Annotated in this window: 14 protein-coding genes; 10 read left to right on the top strand and 4 right to left on the bottom strand. The window is 61.5% G+C overall.

Going from position 1 to position 18,474, the window contains the following annotated elements; genetic code table 11:
- Positions 1 to 49: 49 nt before the first annotated feature.
- Together OHL14_RS15940 and OHL14_RS15935 are read left to right on the top strand one after the other, a co-directional pair.
- Positions 50 to 2,539 carry a glycoside hydrolase family 15 protein gene (locus tag OHL14_RS15940; RefSeq protein ID WP_263380364.1) on the top strand — a complete coding sequence of 830 codons (2,490 nt, stop codon included), beginning with the start codon at positions 50 to 52 and terminating at the stop codon, positions 2,537 to 2,539.
- Positions 2,540 to 2,637: 98 nt separating this feature from the next.
- Positions 2,638 to 3,153: a VIT1/CCC1 transporter family protein gene (locus OHL14_RS15935; RefSeq protein WP_263380363.1), complete on the top strand. Its 516-nt coding sequence runs from the start codon at positions 2,638 to 2,640 to the stop codon at positions 3,151 to 3,153.
- Here the strand turns inward: OHL14_RS15935 and OHL14_RS15930 are convergent.
- Both OHL14_RS15930 and OHL14_RS15925 read right to left on the bottom strand, forming a co-directional pair.
- Positions 3,150 to 3,800, bottom strand: coding sequence for a hypothetical protein (locus tag OHL14_RS15930; RefSeq protein WP_263380362.1), 651 nt, complete (start codon positions 3,798 to 3,800; stop codon positions 3,150 to 3,152). The two genes, OHL14_RS15935 and OHL14_RS15930, sit on opposite strands and share 4 nt — an antisense overlap.
- A 33-nt stretch (positions 3,801 to 3,833) precedes the next feature.
- Complete coding sequence (locus OHL14_RS15925) at positions 3,834 to 4,250, bottom strand: VOC family protein (RefSeq protein ID WP_263380361.1); 417 nt, start codon at positions 4,248 to 4,250, stop codon at positions 3,834 to 3,836.
- A gap of 179 nt (positions 4,251 to 4,429) precedes the next feature.
- On the opposite strand from OHL14_RS15925, the gene OHL14_RS15920 reads away from it, so the two are divergent.
- The 8 genes from OHL14_RS15920 to OHL14_RS15885 all read left to right on the top strand — a co-directional run bounded on the left by OHL14_RS15920 (position 4,430) and on the right by OHL14_RS15885 (position 15,493).
- Positions 4,430 to 4,732 (top strand): ArsR/SmtB family transcription factor, encoded by a 303-nt coding sequence (locus tag OHL14_RS15920; RefSeq protein WP_263380360.1) that lies wholly within the window; start codon positions 4,430 to 4,432, stop codon positions 4,730 to 4,732.
- A gap of 129 nt (positions 4,733 to 4,861) precedes the next feature.
- Positions 4,862 to 5,614 carry an SDR family NAD(P)-dependent oxidoreductase gene (locus OHL14_RS15915; protein WP_263380359.1) on the top strand — a complete coding sequence of 251 codons (753 nt, stop codon included), beginning with the start codon at positions 4,862 to 4,864 and terminating at the stop codon, positions 5,612 to 5,614.
- Between the two features lie 448 nt (positions 5,615 to 6,062).
- Positions 6,063 to 7,700, top strand: a complete 1,638-nt coding sequence (locus OHL14_RS15910) for an ABC-F family ATP-binding cassette domain-containing protein (protein WP_263380358.1) — start codon at positions 6,063 to 6,065, stop codon at positions 7,698 to 7,700.
- Positions 7,701 to 7,842: 142 nt separating this feature from the next.
- Positions 7,843 to 9,264 (top strand): sensor histidine kinase, encoded by a 1,422-nt coding sequence (locus OHL14_RS15905; RefSeq protein ID WP_263380357.1) that lies wholly within the window; start codon positions 7,843 to 7,845, stop codon positions 9,262 to 9,264.
- Between the two features lie 44 nt (positions 9,265 to 9,308).
- The gene (locus tag OHL14_RS15900; RefSeq protein ID WP_263381142.1) at positions 9,309 to 9,725 is read left to right on the top strand and encodes a response regulator; all 417 of its coding nucleotides are present in this window, start codon (positions 9,309 to 9,311) and stop codon (positions 9,723 to 9,725) included.
- Positions 9,707 to 11,278, top strand: coding sequence for a hybrid sensor histidine kinase/response regulator (locus tag OHL14_RS15895; RefSeq protein WP_263380356.1), 1,572 nt, complete (start codon positions 9,707 to 9,709; stop codon positions 11,276 to 11,278). The genes OHL14_RS15900 and OHL14_RS15895 overlap by 19 nt, the downstream gene beginning before the upstream one ends.
- An 89-nt stretch (positions 11,279 to 11,367) precedes the next feature.
- On the top strand, positions 11,368 to 11,769 hold the full coding sequence (locus OHL14_RS15890) for a DUF2237 family protein (RefSeq protein WP_263380355.1): 402 nt from the start codon (positions 11,368 to 11,370) through the stop codon (positions 11,767 to 11,769).
- A 232-nt stretch (positions 11,770 to 12,001) separates the two neighbouring features.
- Entirely contained in the window at positions 12,002 to 15,493 is a 3,492-nt protein-coding gene (locus OHL14_RS15885) for a TonB-dependent receptor (RefSeq protein ID WP_263380354.1), read from the top strand.
- Between the two features lie 445 nt (positions 15,494 to 15,938).
- Here OHL14_RS15885 and OHL14_RS15880 read toward each other — a convergent pair whose 3' ends face one another.
- Together OHL14_RS15880 and ada are read right to left on the bottom strand one after the other, a co-directional pair.
- Entirely contained in the window at positions 15,939 to 17,144 is a 1,206-nt protein-coding gene (locus tag OHL14_RS15880) for a S1C family serine protease (RefSeq protein ID WP_263380353.1), read from the bottom strand.
- Between the two features lie 96 nt (positions 17,145 to 17,240).
- Positions 17,241 to 18,323, bottom strand: coding sequence for a bifunctional DNA-binding transcriptional regulator/O6-methylguanine-DNA methyltransferase Ada (ada, locus tag OHL14_RS15875; protein ID WP_263380352.1), 1,083 nt, complete (start codon positions 18,321 to 18,323; stop codon positions 17,241 to 17,243).
- Positions 18,324 to 18,474 lie beyond the last annotated feature (151 nt).

The following is an 18,474-nucleotide window of genomic DNA, read 5'->3' as shown; positions in this document are numbered from 1 at the left end:
TCTGCTGACATCCTGTATCCGAACCGCGACGGCTGTAGTCTTAAGCGCAATGAGCGATTCGATCGGAAACTATCGGTGGCTGGACGACGACGGTCCCGCCTTTGGAGGCCCCGGCCTCGAGCCACGTTGGACCTCCAGCCGCAAAGACGCCGTCGCCACAGCCTACGCCGCCAGTAGCCGCATCTGGTACACCCTCTCCCATGGCACGCTGAACGAGATCTACTATCCCACCATCGACCGGCCGCAGACCCGCGACATGGAACTCCTCTTCACGGATGAGGCCACCTTCTTCCACGAAGAGAAGCGCAACTTCGATTACGACTTCGAGTACATCGACCACAACGCGCTCGCCGTTCGTGTAAAGGCCACAGACCCCACCGGCCGCTACACCGTCACCAAGGAGTTCATCTCCAACCCGCACCACGCCGTCGTGCTGATGAACGTGAAGATCACCGGCGACGAGTCTGTACTCTCCAAGCTCAAGTGTTACGCCCTGCTCGCGCCCCACCTCGATGGCGGCGGCAACGGCAACTCCGCCCGCTCGCTCGATGTCGCCGGTAAGCGCTGCATGCTCGCCTGGAAGAACCGCTTCTCGCTCGCCTTCGGCGTCAGCTGTGGTTTTTCTCGCTCTAGCTGCGGCTACGTCGGCACCAGCGACGGCTATCAGGATCTCCTCCACCACATGCGCATGGCCTGGAACTTCGGCCAGGCGCTCGAGGGCAACCTCGCGCTGATGGGTGAGATCGACGTCGCCCGGTATCGCGAGTTCACCATCGCCATCGCCCCCGGCGAAGGCCACCACTCCGCTCTCACCGGAATGATGGAGTCGCTCGCGCAGCCCTACGACGATCTCCGCAAACGCTTCATCGCCCAGTGGCAGCGAGCCCTGCCCCCGGTCCAGCTTGAGGCGGCCTCCACCGACGGCGGCAAGCTCATGCGTGCCTCGCATGCTGTCATCCTCACCCACGAAGACAAGAGCTACTCCGGCGCCTTCATCGCCTCCGCCTCCATTCCCTGGGGAGCCTCCAAGTCCGACGACGACCTCGGCGGCTATCACCTCGTCTGGACCCGCGACATGGTGCAGTCCGCCACCGCCATGCTCGCCTGCGGCCGCGTTGATACCGCTCTCCGCGCTCTGCTCTACCTCGCCTGCACCCAGCATCCCGACGGCGGCTTTGCGCAGAACTTCTGGATCGACGGTACGCCCTACTGGCAGGGTATTCAGCTCGACGAAGTCGCGTTTCCCATCATGCTTGCGTGGCGTCTCTGGAAGGCCGACGGCCTCGGCAACTTCGACATTCTGCCGTTCGTCGCCGCCGCCTCCTCCTTCCTGGTGCGCTACGCTCCGGTCACGCAGCAGGAGCGCTGGGAAGAGAACCCCGGCTACTCGCCCTCCACTCTCGCCACCGTCATATCCGCTCTCGTATGCGCAGCGGACATCGCCAGCGCGCAGGGAAGCGCAGGGAACAACGCAGCCCAGTCCGAGCTTGGCCAGTTCCTGCTCGACTACGCCGATTGGCTCGAAGCCCACCTCGATGAGTGGACCACCACGAACCGCGGCATCCTCGACCCCGACGTGCCGTACCACTACATGCGGATTCGTCCGCCTGCTGAAGGCGAGCCGTTCCACAATAACGACATCCCGCTCGGCATGTTGCACATCTCCAACCGCGAACCCGGCGAAAAATTTGACTTCGAAGCCCGCGAGATCATCGACGCTGGCTTCCTCGAACTCGTCCGCTACGGCGTACGCCGCGCCGATGACCCGCTCATCATCCACTCGCTGAAGGTCGTCGACAAGATCCTCAAAATCGACACTCCGTACGGCCCCTGCTGGCGTCGCTACAACCACGATGGCTACGGTCAGCAGAAGGATGGCGGACCGTACAACGGCTCCGGCCAGGGTCGCGCATGGCCCATCATGACCGGCGAACGAGCTCACTACGAACTCGCCGCAGGCAACGATGTCTCGCTCTACATCACCGCTCTCGAGCAGTTCAGCTCTCGCGGCAAGATGCTGCCCGAGCAAATCTGGGACTACGCCGATATCCCCGACAAGGGCATGTTCTTCGGTCGCTCCGCAGGCTCAGCTCAGCCCCTCGTCTGGGCCCATGCCGAGTACCTCAAGCTGCTCCGCTCCGTCACCGATGGCAAGGTCTTCGACCGCATCTCCGTCGTCGAAGAGCGCTACGCGGTGCCTTCGGGCAAGCGCACCTTCAAGAGCAACCTGCAGATCTTCCAGCTCTCGCGGCCCATCAGCGCGATGGCGTGTGGCGGCACACTGCGCATCATGGATCCCAACCCCTTCCGTGTGGTTTATACCCTCGACAACTGGGCGACCAAAAACGCAGCGGACTCCCGCAATGTCGGTCGCGCCGGCAGTTATCTCGACATCCCCACCACCGGCGATGGTTGCGGCAACATCGTCTTCACCCTGCATTGGGCCGACGGCGATCGCTGGCTCGGCCGCAACTACGAGATCGACCTGCTTACCGAAGCTCCAAAGCAGGGAACCGCAGCCGATAAACCGAAGGCCTGACCTCAACCGCATCTCGAAATCCCCGAATCGGACAGTGCCATCAAAAGCCTGTCCGATTCGTCATTTAGGCCGTCGCGCTCATGCTTCAAAATAGAAATATGAGCGAAATCCTCTCTGACCTCAGTAAGCTCTCCGGCGCCAACGGAGACGAAAAGCAGTTCCTCCTCCGCGTCGTGCAGCCAGGCCTCTCTGGCCTCATGGACGGCTCCGTTTCCACGCTCGCCCCCATCTTCGCGACGGCCTTCGCCACGCATAAATCCCACACCGTTCTGCTGGTCGGCCTCGCTGCCGCCGTCGGCGCGGGCATCTCGATGGCTTTCTCAGAAGGTCTCTCCGACGACGGCGCGCTCACCGGCCGCGGGAACCCAGTCGCGCGAGGCCTCATCACCGGTGGTATGACCTTCCTCGGCGGCTTCCTGCACACACTGCCGTTCCTCATCCAGAACGTCCACACCGCGCTCACCCTCGCCTACCTCGTCGTCGGGCTGGAGCTGCTGGTCATCTCCTGGATTCGCTACAAGTACATGGCCACCGGCTTCGCGCTCTCTTGCATTCAGGTCATCGTCGGCGGAGGCCTCGTCTTCGCCGCGGGCGTCCTCATCGGCAACTCTTAGGCCACAGACTTCCCCGGCTCTTCCACCGCCACCAGCCGCTCCGGCCCCGTCACCTTCAGCGGATGCGCCCGCAGCAACCCCCACGCCCATCGAATCCCGATCGAAGCAAAGAAGATCTCCGTCGCGCCCAGCTGAAAATGCCCCAGAAACAAATCGGCTACAGGAGCCAGCGCCAGAGCCGGATACGCCCAAAACGGCAGGTCTGCCACCGCCAGCGTCATGGCTGAAAACACAACGGTGATCGCGACATACGTCAGTACCGCAGCGGTCCATTGATAGCGCCTCCCGCCTGCGCCTCGTGCACTCTGTCGCATCGCATAGCCAATCGCGTAGCCCACGCCGATCGCTCCAAAGGCCATAACAAATCCATAGCGATCGAAGCTCATCAGCCGCACCAGCATCAGGTACACCAGGCTCGCAGCTAGAGCTGTCAGAACCCCTGCACCCGCAGCTCGCGCAAACACATTGCGGTCGTTGCGCGGCAGTGCCGCCCGCGCCCGCTCCGCACACACCGCACAAATCATGTCCCCGTTCGCGCGAAAGAACTCGCCATCAAGGCCACGTCCGCACCAGCGGCAACGCATCATTGAAATGGCTTCGCCTCCATACTCGGCGCGGTGAAAACTGATAGGTGCTTGCGGAGTCATCGTAAAGCGCAGACTACCAGAAGCAGCGAAGCGCTACATCTCCGGCCCCGGAACGCTCACCATCCACTCCACACCGAACTTGTCCTTGCACATGCCGAACAGAGGCGTCCAGAAGGTCGGCGTCAGGGGCATCTGCACGCTCCCGCCCTCACTCAGTGCGGCGAAGATGCGCCGCACCTCGTCCTCGTCCGGCATGTCTACCGAAATATGGAATCCGCCCATCTTCGGCTCGCCCATATGCGGCGGAGCATCGCAGCCCATCAGAGTCATGCTCCCCAGCGGCATTGCCGTATGCATCACCAGGTCTTTTGCTCCCTCGGGCGTTGGCATCTCCGCAGGCGCTTCGCCGTACGTCATCTTGAAGGTGCTCTTGCTCTGGAACACCGTCTCGTAGAACGCAAACGCCTCTGTACAGCTCCCGGGAAACACCAAATGCAGGTTGGTCCTCATGGCACTCTCCTATTGCTTTCTCTGGAAACCCCACCGTTATACGCCCACCCTGCACTCGGTGCCTATCTCCCTCTTCGTAACGCAGTCTCGCCCAAACAGGAACGCCATTCCCATTTGCGAACGTGAGGCACGAACGAATAAACGCCGCCAGATAACGAGCGACCTCAGGCAGCCATCCGATGAATATGGTTGCCACTTTTCCGAAAATGCAAGCCGACCAGACTTACGCTATCGCCCGGGCCCTCGCTGATCCGTACCGGTTCGCCATCCTGCAGCAGATTGCGTCCAACGCCAATCTCCCCACCAGCAAGCTCTATGCGCATGACCCCTTCCGTCCCGCCACCATCGCCCATCACATCCGAGAACTCCGGGACGCAGGCCTGATCGAGATCGCCACCGCAGGCCCCCATCCCTCCTACCGGCTCGCGCGCCACGTCTGGCGGGCTTATCTCGACGAACTGGCTCGCTTCATCGGCGACTAGGCCCCGCCCGCAAACTTGTTTCGACATTTATCGAAACGTTCCGCATCCTCTGGCTCTTCTCCGACATCAATTCGATGTGCGTCGAATTATCCGGCGCTTTCCGAATTCGAAAGAGAAGAGGTTCACCCCATGAGCAAGCTCGCAGGTAAAGTCGCCGTCGTCACCGGTGCGTCCAAAGGCATCGGCGCAGGCATCGCAAAGTCCCTCGCACGGGATGGCGCCTCCGTCGTCGTCAACTACTCCTCCGACAAGTCCGGCGCGGATAAAACCGTAGCCGAGATCGAAGCCGCCGGCGGCAAGGCCATCGCCGTGCAAGGCTCGGTCGCGAAGTCCGCAGACGTCACCCGCCTCTTCACCGAGGCCCTCAAGACCTACCAACGCGTCGACATCCTCGTGAACAACGCGGGCGTCTACGCCTTTGGCCCGCTCTCCGCCTTTACCGAAGACGAGTATCGCCGCCAGTTCGACACCAACGTCCTCGGTCTCCTTCTGGCCTCGCAGGCCGCCGCATCTGCCTTCGGAGACAAGGGTGGCAGCATCATCAACATCGGCAGCGTCGCCAGCCACGTCAACGGTGCTGGAACCTCGATCTATGCGGCTACCAAGGCTTCGGTCGACACCATCACCCAGGTTCTCTCGCGTGAACTTGGTCCCTTGAAGATCCGCGTCAACTCTGTCAACCCCGGCCCAGTCAACACCGAAGGCTTTGCCTCCATGGGCATCAAGATGGACGATCCCTTCGTAGTCGGCATGCTCGCACAGACGCCGCTTGGCCGCATCGGCGAGGCCTCCGATATCGGCGACGCCGTCGCGCTCCTCGTATCGGATGAAGCCCGCTGGATCACCGGCCAAGTAATTCGAGTCTCCGGCGGCCTCCAGTAATCCAATCAGCAGAGGGAGTGCGGACTCCACGCCGCCTCCCTTCTTTCCTTCCTTAGGTTCCGCCTCACGAAAAATTCTATGTAACTCTTCGCTCCCGTCGAGCGTCTATACATACATAAGCACGCAGCCACAAGCGTGCGTCACCTGAAACCTTCAACCTTTCCGGCACGAACACCCTTTAGGAGGGCGTATGGATATCCTTTTCCTTCTTTTGCCTGTATCTCTTGTTGCTGCTGAATACTTCGTCGCAAAGAACCGCAAGTCTGCCGCTCGGCAGGAACCCTGCGGCGAGTGCTTCTAAGCACAGGCTCACCTACCCTGATCGACCCACCTTTTTTCACGACCAGGGCCGGACTTCTGTCCGGCCAGCACGTTTAAGCCAGCAAAATCGCCACGATTCACGCGGCTGCCTTCATCACTGGCCCGCGTCCATGCGAAAATAGTAGTGATGATTTCTGTATCCAATGTCACCATGCGCTACGGCGCGAAGCTCCTCTTCGAAGACGTCTCCGTGACGTTTACTGACGGCCGTCGCTACGGCCTCACCGGCCCCAACGGCGCCGGCAAGTCCACCTTCATGAAGGTCCTCACCGGCGAAATCGACGCCCAGAAGGGCACCGTCGTTCGCCCCCGCAAGTTCGGCGTCCTCAAGCAGGACCAGTACGAGTTCGACGCCTACCGCGTCATCGACACCGTCATCATGGGCAACAAAGCCCTCTGGGCGGCCCTCGAAGAGCGCGAGGTCATCTACAACAAGCCCGAGATGACCGACGAAGACGGCTCCCGCCTCGGCGAGCTCGAAGGAACCGTCGGCGATGAGGACGGCTACGAAGCCGAAGCCAATGCAGCCGTCCTGCTCCAGGGCCTCGACATCCCCGACGAGCTCCACGAGCGCAAGATGTCCGAGCTCCAGGGCGGCCAGAAGGTCCGCGTCCTGCTCGCGCAGGCCCTCTTCGGCAACCCCGGCGCCCTCTTCCTCGATGAGCCTACGAACTATCTCGATCTGGAATCCATCCACTGGCTCCAGGACTTCCTCGTCCGCTACAAGGGCACCGTCATCACCATCTCGCATGACCGTCACTTCCTGAACAATGTCTGCACCAACATCGCCGACATCGACTACGAGACGATCATCACCTACACCGGTGGTTACGACGAGATGGTCCTCCAGAAGACCGAAGTCCGCAGCCGCATCGAGAGCCAGAACGCGCAGCGCGAAAAGAAGATCGAGCAGCTCAATGAGTTCATTGCCCGCTTCTCCGCCGGTACACGTTCTTCGCAGGTGAACTCGCGTAAGAAGGAAGTCGAGCGCCTCGCCACCAGCGATCTTGCCCGCTCCAACATCGCGCGCCCCTACATCGCCTTCAAGCTGGAGCGCCCCTCCGGCAAGACCGTCCTCGAGTTCGAGAAGGTCAATAAGAGCTACGCCCAGCCCAACGGCAAGACCGAGCACGTCATCAACAACTTCTCCGGCATCGTTCAGCGCGGGGAGAAGGTCGTCCTCATCGGCCGCAACGGTCAGGGTAAGACCACGCTGCTCAAAGCCCTGCTCGCCAACGGCCCTGGCGTCGAAGAGAAGGACGTCTCCATCGACTCCGGCACCGTCAAGTGGGGCCACGAGGTCTCCATCGGCTACTTCGCTCAGGACCACAAGGGCAGCATCCAGATGGGCATGACCGCCCAGGACTGGCTGCACCAGTACGACCCCAAGGCCGCCAAGGAAGACATTCGCGGCATCCTCGGCCAGATGCTCTTCAAGGGCGAAGAGGGCCTCAAGAAGACCGACGCGCTCTCCGGTGGCGAAGCCGCCCGCCTGCTCTTCTGCAAGATTATGCTGCAGAAGCCCAACGTCCTCGTCCTCGACGAACCAACGAACCACTTGGATCTTGAGAGCATCAACGCCCTGAACCAGGCCATCCAGAAGTACGAAGGCACCGTCTTCCTCGTCACGCACGATCAGGACCTGATCGAAGAGGCCGGCACCCACATCTGGCACTTCGAAGGCGGCCCCGACAACTTCCACATCACCGACCATAAGGGCCCCTACGAGGAATACCAGCAGCAGTTGGCCATGACCTCCAGGTAGCTTTAATCCAATCTTTTCTCTGCATACGGTACGGCCCTTGGCCGTACCGTATGCTTTTGGAAGACAATCCGCTCCACTAAGCCTCCAAATCGCAAAGGCAACCATCGACATGAAACTCGCATCAAGACTCGATGGAGTCCGTATGAGAACGAGCGGTTGGTATCGCGTCGCGATGTTCGGCGCGATGATTGTGGTGTTGCTCAACACCCTGTTTGCGGTCAAGACCCTGCACACCCTCTTTCTGGTGCAGGGGTGGCGCGCTCATACCCTCGAAGTCATCACCCACACCCGCGCAATCGATCTCGAAATCAGTCAGGGCAACAGCGCCGTCCGCGCCTACCTCCTCACCGGCTACCCTTCCTACGTCGAGCGCTTTCATCAGGCCAAGGGCACCATCGACTCCGAGCTTGTACAACTGCAAAAGCTGACCATCGATAATCCTGCTCAGCAGAACCGCATCCTCTATCTCAAAAAGCGCATCCTCATCAAGCGTGCCGCGCTGGAGACTGCCGTCGCCATGCGCAGCGGCATGGCGGGGCCGCTCGATATGACCGCGCTGCAGCCTTCCCTCTCTGATTCGCCCGACGGCCTACCCAGCGTCTATTACTGCATCGATCGGATCGAAGAGGAAGAGCAGCGGCTGCTCAACGACCGCACCCGCGAAGTCCACCACGCGGAAGTTCTCGTCTGGGTCAGCTTCTTCAGCGCCTCTCTGCTCGATATCTTCCTGCTCGCCGCCGCCGCTGAGCTGCTCATCCGCGTCCTGCGCGACCGTCAGACCCTTGCCGACCGCGCCGCCGAGATCGCCCTCCTCAATACCGATCTCGAAAAGCGCGTCGAACTCCGCACCCGCGAGCTCGAATCCTCCAATAAAGAGCTTGAGGCGTTCAGCTACTCCGTCTCCCACGATCTTCGCGCTCCGCTCCGCACCATCGACGGCTTCTCCCTCGCGCTGCAGGAGGACTTCGCCGACAAGCTCTCCGGAGAAGGTCAGGATTATATCAATCGCGTCCGCGCAGGGGTTCAGCGGATGGGCTCGCTGATTGACGCCCTCCTGCAACTCTCCCGCGTCACCCGCACCGAGCTCCAGCACGAGGACATCGATCTCTCCCAGATGGCCACGCTCGTCTTTCAGGAGCTCAAGGGGGCCGAGCCAGCACGGTCGGTCACCTTCACTGCACAGCCAGGTCTGCACGCCAACGGCGATTCCCGCCTGCTGCGCAATGTACTTGAAAACCTCATCGGCAACGCCCTCAAGTTCACCTCGAAGGTCTCCGATCCGCAGATCGAATTCGGCGGCCGTCCCGGCACCGGCGAGCTGGCAGGGAAGACCGTATACTTTGTTCAGGACAACGGTGCCGGCTTTGACATGCAGTACGTTGACCGCCTCTTCACCGCTTTCCAGAGGCTGCACGGTGATCGTGACTTCAAAGGCTCGGGCATCGGGCTCGCGACCGTCTCGCGCATCATCCGCCGTCACCATGGCAGCATGGGCGCCTTCAGCGAGCCTGGTAAAGGTGCCAACTTCTACTTCACCCTCGCCGACGGCCCCATCGCCGGCTGAACCTAACACGCAGTACTCACCGTCTTGAGAAATAGCTGATGCCCATGATCCTACTTGTGGAAGACGATCCCGATCACGAAGCTCTGGCCATTCGCGCCCTGCGCAAAGCCAACGTTGCTAACGATATTCACGTAGCCCGCGACGGCGCCGAAGCCATCGCTTTTATGCAGGAGATCGTTGACGGCAAGCGCAACGCGCCCCAGCTCGTCCTGCTCGATCTCAAGCTGCCCAAGGTTGAAGGTCTTGAGGTCCTCCGCAACATCCGCGCCAGTGATAAGACCGCGCTGATGCCCGTTGTCGTCCTCACCTCATCCGACGAGGAGCGCGACATCGTCTCCAGCTACCGTCTCGGGGTTAACAGCTATATCCGCAAGCCGGTAAACTTCACCGACTTCGCAGAGGCCACGCGGCAGCTCGGCATGTACTGGCTGCTCCTGAATCAATGCCCACCGACGATCTAAATCCGAATACCAGGCCTCTGCGCGTCCTCGTCATCGAAGATTATGAGGAGGACGCTCTCTTGCTGCGCCGTCACTTGACGCGCGCCGGTTACGACATCGACTTCCGTCGTATCGAAACCGCCGACGCCCTGCGCGACGCCCTCGCGGAGCGTAAGCCGTGGGACCTCATCCTGGCTGATTACACGCTTCCCAGCTTCGGTGCCCGCGATGCCCTCAGCATCATGCAGCAGCTGGGCCACGATATCCCTTTCATCATCGTCTCAGGCACCATCGACGAGGTCTCCGCCGTCAGCGCCATGCGCGCCGGCGCCCACGATTACGTCCTCAAGGGACACCTCGAGCGCTTGCTTCCCGCCATCGAGCGCGAACTCTCCGACGCCGAACGGCGTCACGAACGCCTCCGCACCGAAGCCGAGCTGCGACTCGCGCAGCAGCGCTTCTCCGCCACCTTCAACCAGGCTGCCGTCGGCATGGCTCACACCACCACCGATGGCAGGTTCCTGCTCGTCAACCAGCGTCTCGCCGAGTGCCTGAACGTCCCCCACGATCAGCTCCTCCAGATGAACCTGCACGACTTCCTTATGACCGGCGAAAACGCTATCGAAGCCGAGCTTTATGCTGAGCTCCTCGCAGGCAAGCGCAGCGGTTATCGTGTCGAACGCACCATCGTCTGCTCCGACGGCAGCACCCTGCCAGCGCAGCTCACCGTCTCCATGCTCAACCACGACGGCGACGGTGACGGAAACGGAACCACCACCGTCCTCTGGGTCGTCGAAGACATCTCCGCTCGCAAAGTAGCCGAGCAGGAGACTGCCGACCTCATGCAGCGGCTCATCAACTCCGAGCGCCTCGCCGCCGCCGGCCGCATGGCCAACACCCTTGCGCACGAGATCAACAACCCCCTCGAAGCCCTCACCAACATCTTCTTTCTGCTGCAGGACCAGGAACTCACTCCGCAGGCGCAGGAGTTGCTCGGCATCGGTGCCCGTGAGCTCGAACGCGTCGGCCACATCACGCGCTCCACGCTCAGCTTCTATCGCAAGATCCCCGGCCGAACCCTCGACCTCCGCTCCATGCTCGAAGAAGTCGTGCAGCTCTTCGACTCCCGCTCCTCGCAGCACAATATCACGCTGCATACGCGTTATGGCCCCGGCATCGAAAACGCCCACTACGAGCCCTCGCTCCGCCAGGTCTTCGCCAACCTCGTCGCCAACGCCCTCGAAGCCATGACCCACTCCGGTGGCGACATCTACATCCGCGCCCGCCTCGTCAACTCCGCAACAGAAGGCGACATGGCCTCCATCGTCATCGCCGACAACGGCCACGGCATCGATGCCTCCAACCTCGCCTGCATCTTCGAGCCCTTCTTCACCACCAAGGGCGAACGCGGCACCGGCCTCGGTCTCTGGGTCACCCGTGGCATCGTCGAAGAGCAGCGCGGTCATCTCCGCCTCCGCAGCTCCGTCGACCCCGCCCGCCGCGGCACCACCATCCGCGTCACCCTGCCGGTAGACCGGCAGACAATAGACAGCAGTGAGCAAACAGTCGCGTAATCACGCCGCGATCTCCTCTTCTCCGTTGCTTTTCACTCCTGTCTCCTCACTTCCGTCTGCTCACTCCGTTGTTCCTCTACAATCACCTCATGGCAACGACCGATCCGCAGATGGCTCCGAAGAAGAACGTGCTCGGCCAACCCCTCGAACCCTGCAGCGCTGACCCCGTCACCGGCTTCTATCGCGACGGCTGCTGCAACACCGGGCCCAACGATCTCGGCATGCACACCGTCTGCTGCGTCGTCACAGAGGAGTTCCTCGCCGTCTCCGCCCATCTCGGCAACGACCTCTCCACGCCCATGCCGCAGTACGGCTTCCCCGGCCTCCATCCCGGAGACCAGTGGTGCGTCTGCGCTGCCCGCTGGCTGCAGGTCGTCCAGGCCGGAGCCGCCTGCCCCGTCGTCCTCGAATCCACCCACGAGGCCACCCTGAACGTCGTCCCCTTCGAAACCCTCCTCCAGTACGCCGTCATCCCCAAAACCCTCCACTAGGGCTCTGGTTTTCCGCCCAGACGCCCCGCATTCCCCTCAGAACAATCGCCCTGCGACCTTCAATTCACGCGCTTTTGATTGACACTCCCCCGTCGATCAGAGAGCATAGTCTTGTCACTTAAAACCGAAATATCTCGCTAACTGAACCCGCAGGCGCACGATCGCCGTGGGATTCGCAAGGCCTCCCCGCAAGGGGAATCCCAATCGCAACACACTTCAGGAGTGCCAACCTATGTCTAACCTCTTCTCAGCCCGTCTGCGTACCGCCGCTCTCTGTTCGGCGTTTGCCTTCGCTGCTGCTCTACCGCTTGCCGCCCAGACCTCTGGTAACGGCAACATTACCGGCACCATCACCGACAATGGGGGCGCTGCCGTCCCCGGCGCCACGGTCATCGTGACCAACACCGATACCGGCGTCTCCCGTACGCTCACCACCGACGGCGCCGGCCTTTACAACGCCCCATTCCTCGTTCCCGGCCACTACACCGTCAGCGCCACCGGCGCCTCCTTCGGCAAGGTCGACCAGAAGAACCTCCTGCTCACCGTCGGCCAGGTGCTCACCATCAACGAGACCCTGCCCGCTGGCTCCGTAGCCTCCGTCGTTGAGGTCACCTCCGAGACCCCCATCCTCGACACCCAGAAGACCGAAGTCTCGCAGACTTTCGATCCCGCTCTGCTTGAGAACCTCCCCGTCGCCACCCGCAACTGGTCGGCCTTCGTTCTCAATACCCCCAACGTCGTTCAGGACGGCGGCTCCGGTCTCGTCAGCTTCCACGGCATCTCCGGCCTCTACAACCAGAACTACGTCGACGGTTCCAACAACAACCAGATGCTGTTCTCTGAGGCTCGCGGCCGTTCCTCCGGCGCACCCTACGTTTATTCCATCGACTCCATCAAGGAGTTCCAGGCTGAAACCTCGAACTACTCCGTCGAGTTCGGTCAGGCTGCTGGTGGTCAGGTCAACGCCATCACCAAGTCGGGTACCAACGCCATCCACGGCGATCTCTTCTACCTGCTCCGCTACCCCGACCTCAACGCGCTCGATCCCTACAGCAAGTTCCAGGCCCTGCACAACGGCGGCACGCCCTTCCTGCTCACGCAGCCCATCCACCAGCAGAACCAGTTCGGTGGCTCCATCGGCGGCCCGATCATGAAGGACCGTCTCTTCCTGTTCTTCACCTATGACGGCTTCCGCAAGGTCGGCCGCGTCCTCTACTCGGACTCCAACACCATCACCCCCACCTCCACCGGCTCCTACACCACCAACAACACCGCGTCTCCGGCGCAGTGCCCGGTCGTCGGAACCACCGGCTACACGCAGACCTTCGGCATCACCGCCACCCAGTGTCTCTCCGCTATCACCTTCCTGCAGGCGCAGTCCAGCGCAGCCCCCGGCCGCTTCCAGAAGCAGAACCTCTTCTTCCCGCGCGTCGACTGGCACATCAACTCGAAGAACGATGCCTTCGTTGACTACAACTTCGTCGACTTCGATTCCACCTACGGCTACAGCCCGGCGAACACCTTCACCAACAGCTCGCCCTCGACCAACGCGCCCACCAGCTACCACGAGCGCTTTCTCGTCGCCGGCCTCACCACCCAGATCGGCAATAATGCCGTCAACCAGATCCACTTCCAGTACGGTCGAGATCTTGAGACCGCCGGTGCCAACGCTCCCGGACCCTCGGTCGGCACTGGCCTCGTCACCTTCGGCATGCCCAACGCTCTGCCCCGCGTAGCGGAGCCCGACGAGCACCGCATCCAGTTCACCGATGTCTTCTCGCTGACCCACGGTCACCACACCTTCAAGTTCGGTGGCGACTACAACAACGTCCACGAGGTCATGATCAACCTCTTCCAGGGCGGCGGCATCTACAGCTACTCCGGTACCAACAACAACGCCAACTTCCAGTCCTACGTGCAGGATGCGTTCGCTGGTCAGGCAGGCGATACCGATCCCTTCGCTGGCTACCACTACACCAGCTTCGTCCAGACCGTCGACCGCATCAACACCGCAGCCGGTCAGCAGGGTAAGGACGACTTCTACATGAACATGATCGACGGCTTCGCCGAAGACACGTGGAAGCTCGCTCACAACTTCACCCTCACTGCTGGCGTCCGTTACGACGTTCAGCTCACCCCCGCTCCGCAGTACACCACCCCGCCCGCGGGCATCAACCCGCTGGTCTACGGCAACCCGTTCCCCACCTATAGCCAGCAGATCAAGAACGTCCTCAACCGCGTTCAGCCCCGCGTCGGCTTCTCATGGGAGCCCTACACCGGTACCGTCGTTCGCGGTGGCTACGGTCTCTTCTCCGCTCTCAACCAGGGCAGCACCTACTATGCTGACCGCGTAGAAAACGGCGTCGTCCAGATCAACTACAACTACGCCGGTTGCGGTGCTACCAAGACTGCCACCACCACCGTCTCCTGCAACGCTGTCCCCGGAACGGGTACGCAGGCAGCTACGCTCCGCTTCCCCAACGTTCCCTTCCAGCCGACCGGCCCTTCGATCTCGGGTTCGCTCGTTCCGAACGGCGGCACCGTTCCCACGGTCAACGGCCCTGCGCTCGCCGGTGCTCAGAGCTTCCACGGTCTGGACCCCAACTTCGTTCCGCCCTACGCGCACGAAGCAGATCTCTCCGTCGAGCAGGCGCTTCCCGGCAAGATGTCCCTCTCCGTTGGCTACGTCGGCACCCGCGGTATGCGTCTGCCGGTTTTCATCGATGCCAACCTGCTCGGTCAGACGCCCCACGGTCTCCGCACCTACAACGTGCAGGACATCAACAACAACGTGACGAAGCAGCTGACTGTTCCCGTCTACCTGCCCTCTGACCGTATTAACCCGAACATCGCTACCTACAACGTCGGCTTCTCCAAGGCCAACACCTGGTACAACTCGGCAGCCGCAACCGTCCGCCGCCCCTTCGCCAACGGCTTTGAGGCCATCCTCAACTACACCTGGTCTCACGCCAGCGATACCGGCCAGGTCGGCGGCGCGAACGGCACCTTCTACGGCGGCGACCCGGCGCTCGATCCCAACAACCAGCGCGCAGAAAACGGCCTGTCCGACATCGACATCCGCAACCGCTTCACCCTCACCTTCGTCTACAAGCCGCGCCTCTTCGAGAGCAACCGCATCCTGAAGCACGCTATCGACGACTGGACCTTCTCCGGTTCGGAGATCGCTTCGGCCGGTCAGCCTCTCTTCCTCTCCATGAGCGGTACGGTCTACTCCGGTTCGACCAGCGCCTCCAGCTACGGCGACGACGGCGGTATCTACGGCGGCGCGATGAGCTCTGGCTCGGGTGTAGCCACGACCGGTCGTCCTCCCCAGGTCGGTCGCAACAGCATCATCGGTGTGGGCTTCAACGACTTCGACTTCCGCGTCTCCCGCGACTTCCCCATCCACGGCAAGATCTACATGCAGTTCCAGGCGGATGCCTTCAACCTCCTGAACCACACCGTCGTCACCGGCCAGGTGGCTACCCTGTCGCAGTACCTCAGCGGCGCAGGTACCAGCTCCACCGGCACCGTCACCGTCACCTGCCAGAACACATCGGTCCCCACCGGCTCTGTCCTACAGGGCTGCATCGCCCCCAACCCGAACCTCAGCACTGGCACCACCGTGGCGCAGCGTCTCGCTGCCTTCGGCGCCACCAGCGGCACGAACAACGGCCTCTACACGGCACGTCAGATGCAGTTCAACGCCAAGCTGTTCTTCTAAACCTCACCTGAACCTGGAACGGCCCGGAGCTTCCAAAGCTCCGGGCCGTTCTGCTTCTGCTCTGGTCTGCTGGAGTTCCGTACCGTTGCCCTAATCGGAAGCTGTCATCCTGAGCGGAGTTTGGCGCGGCATCTTGCGACAAACGAAGTCGAAGGACCCCGCAAACGCCCATCGCTGTGCATACCGCTTGCCTCTTTCCAACCGATACCGCCGCAATGGACTTGGAGGCCGCCAACGCCACCAAAACCTGTCGACCCCCAAATCTTCTAACCAACACATTCAAAAGAGAATAGCAATGGATGTTTGCCCATCCCAATCTTCTATAATTAAGTAAAGGCGCAAAAGCAAGACAGTTTTCACTGCAGTCTGCTGGCCCGAAGTCCAGACCTAACCCACAGCCCGTCAAGACTTTAGGACTTAAAGTCAGGGGGAGAGGGGGGAGGGGTCAGGCAGTCTGCCCATTCGCGGTTTCTTTCGCATCCGACAGCGTCACCTTGAACGACATCTTCTTCTGTCCCCGGAAAACCACAATCGTCACCACATCGCCAGGATGATGCTCATTCAGCGCGTTGCCAAGATCCTGCGGAGAAGCAACCTCATCGCCGTCCATTCCGACGATCAGATCGCCGCCAAGCATCACCGGCTCGTTACCCATATACATGCGCTGCGTTCCGCCATGAATGCCCGCAATCTGGGCTGCTCCGCCCGGAAGTACTCGTTCCACAAGGATTCCCGGCATCGAAGGCAAGCCAAGCTCCTCCGCAATATCCGGCCCAATCGGAATCGTCACAATGTCCAGCGAAGGCCGACGAACATGACCGTATTTGGCGAAGTCGCCTAGAACAGCCTTCGCCGTAGCAATCGGGATCGCAAATCCAATACCAGCAGACTGATCCGCATTGCCGTTCGGATTGGTCGCAATCATCGTCGTGATGCCGATCACATCTCCATGCGAGTTCAGCAGCGGCCCGCCGGAATTGCCCGGATTCACCGAAGCATCCGTCTGGATCGCATTGTCGATTTTCACGCCACTCGGCAGCTGCACCGCACGCAGCGCCGAGATGATGCCGCGCGTCATCGTGCCCGAGAAGCCAAACGGATTGCCCAGCGCGTACACACGCTGTCCTACCAGCAAGCCAGCTGAATCCGCCAGAGTCGCAGGCTCCAGGTTCGTTACGTTATGGATCTGGAGCAGCGCAATGTCGTGCGTCCTATCGACAGCTACAACAGTCGCCTTGTACTTCTTCTGATTCGAAAGTGTTACTTCGACCTGCTGCGCGCCTTCGACCACGTGGTTGTTGGTCAAAATGTGCCCGTCTTTGTCGAGAATGAAGCCGGAACCTTGTCCCTGCTGTGGATACGCGCGGTAAAAGAAGTCGTACGCGACCTGCGTCGAGGTGATGTTCACCACCGAAGGCAGCGCCTTCTTGTAGACGCCGATATTTTGCTGCTCCTCCGCATCGACGGTCGGCGCGGCGTTGGCTTCGGTGAGACCGAAGTGGTTGATCGGTCCACTCACGATCAGGCCCTTTGTCTCGGCCAGCTTGTGTTCCATGATGTCAGCCAGCGCGCCCTGAGGAATCAGCCGCGACGTCAGGTAGTAAAAGCCAGCCAGGATCAGGAGAACCAGAACAACGGGACGCAGTTTCATCGAGCGAGGACCTGTAAGCGCAGAGGCGCGCTGCCAAGAAGCAGCTACGTCAATTTTAGACGCCTTTACGCCGAACTTGTTGCGGTCCGGACCTCGTTAGGACTCCTGCTCCATCTCTAGAAGTTGCCGCTTACGCTCCGTACCCCAGCGATAACCGGTCAGTCGACCATCGGCCCCCACCACGCGATGGCAGGGAATCACCACGGCCAGCACGTTCGCTCCGCAGGCTGTTCCTACAGCGCGCACAGCCTTAGGAGAGCCGATCGCTTCGGCTATCTCGGCGTAGGTTCGCGTTTCACCGCGTGGAATAGCCAGCAGCGCCTCCCACACGCGCCGCTGGAACGCTGTAGCGCGGACGTGGAAGGGAAGCGTGCTTGCAGAAGAGCTCTCGTATAGCCGGTCCACCACAAACTCGACGGCGTCCTTCAGCTCGGCATCGTCACGCCGCAACACTGCCTGCGGAAACCGCTCGCGCAGATCCACTGCTGCCTCTGCGTCGGACTCGGCAAACAGCACGGCGCACAGTCCGCGCTCGGTCGTCCCCACTAACACGCGGCCCAGCACAGACTCTGCCATGGCGTAGCGAATCGTCTCCCCAGCGCCGCCCAGCTTCATCGCGGTTGGACTCATGCCCAGCAACGCGTCAACGTTTTCATAGACCCGACTGCTGGAGCCGAATCCCGCCTCGTACACGGCGTCGGTTACGCGCAGCTTCGGTTCACGCACCTTGTCGCGGAAACGGTCCTTGCGCTGCTCGCGAGCGAACTCCGCAGGCGTAACACCCAGCACGCGCTTGAAGCCGCGCTGCAAGGCAAAGCGGCCCAAGCCGGAAGCCTCTGCGACCTGGTCCAGCGACTTGCGCTGTCCCGCATGTGCGGCCATGTACTCGGCAGCTTTCTTGATGGCGTCCGCCTGCGGATCTTCCTTCGGCGCGGCGAGCAGCGGCTCGCAGCGCAGGCAGGCGCGAAAGCCAGCGGCCTCGGCCAGCGCGGGGTTCGGGAAGAAGCTGACGTTCTTGCGCTCCGGCTTGCGGCTGGCGCAGCTTGGCCGACAGTAGATTCCGGTGGACTTCACGGCATACACGAATTGTCCGTCTGCGGACGCATCGCGGGCCAGCACCTGCTGCCACGCCTTGCCCGCAAAGACCGGGGTCGCCGCATTGCTGTTCTGTTTTGCCATAGTCGTAAGTCCTGTCTCAGCGCTGAAAATACTCGAAAGATTCGTCATAACCAGTATGCTGCACCGCGAGGCCGAGCGTCGCACTCCGTTCCTTGCAGCCAAAGTGTTTTCCCGTTCGCGGCTGGGCTTGTTTCGCATACACTCAACTCAC

The sequence above is a fragment of the Granulicella paludicola genome (assembly GCF_025685545.1).
Taxonomy (GTDB): Bacteria; Acidobacteriota; Terriglobia; order Terriglobales; family Acidobacteriaceae; genus Granulicella; species Granulicella paludicola.
Note: the sequence above shows the minus strand (reverse complement) of the source record. Positions and strands in the feature narration are given on the sequence as shown.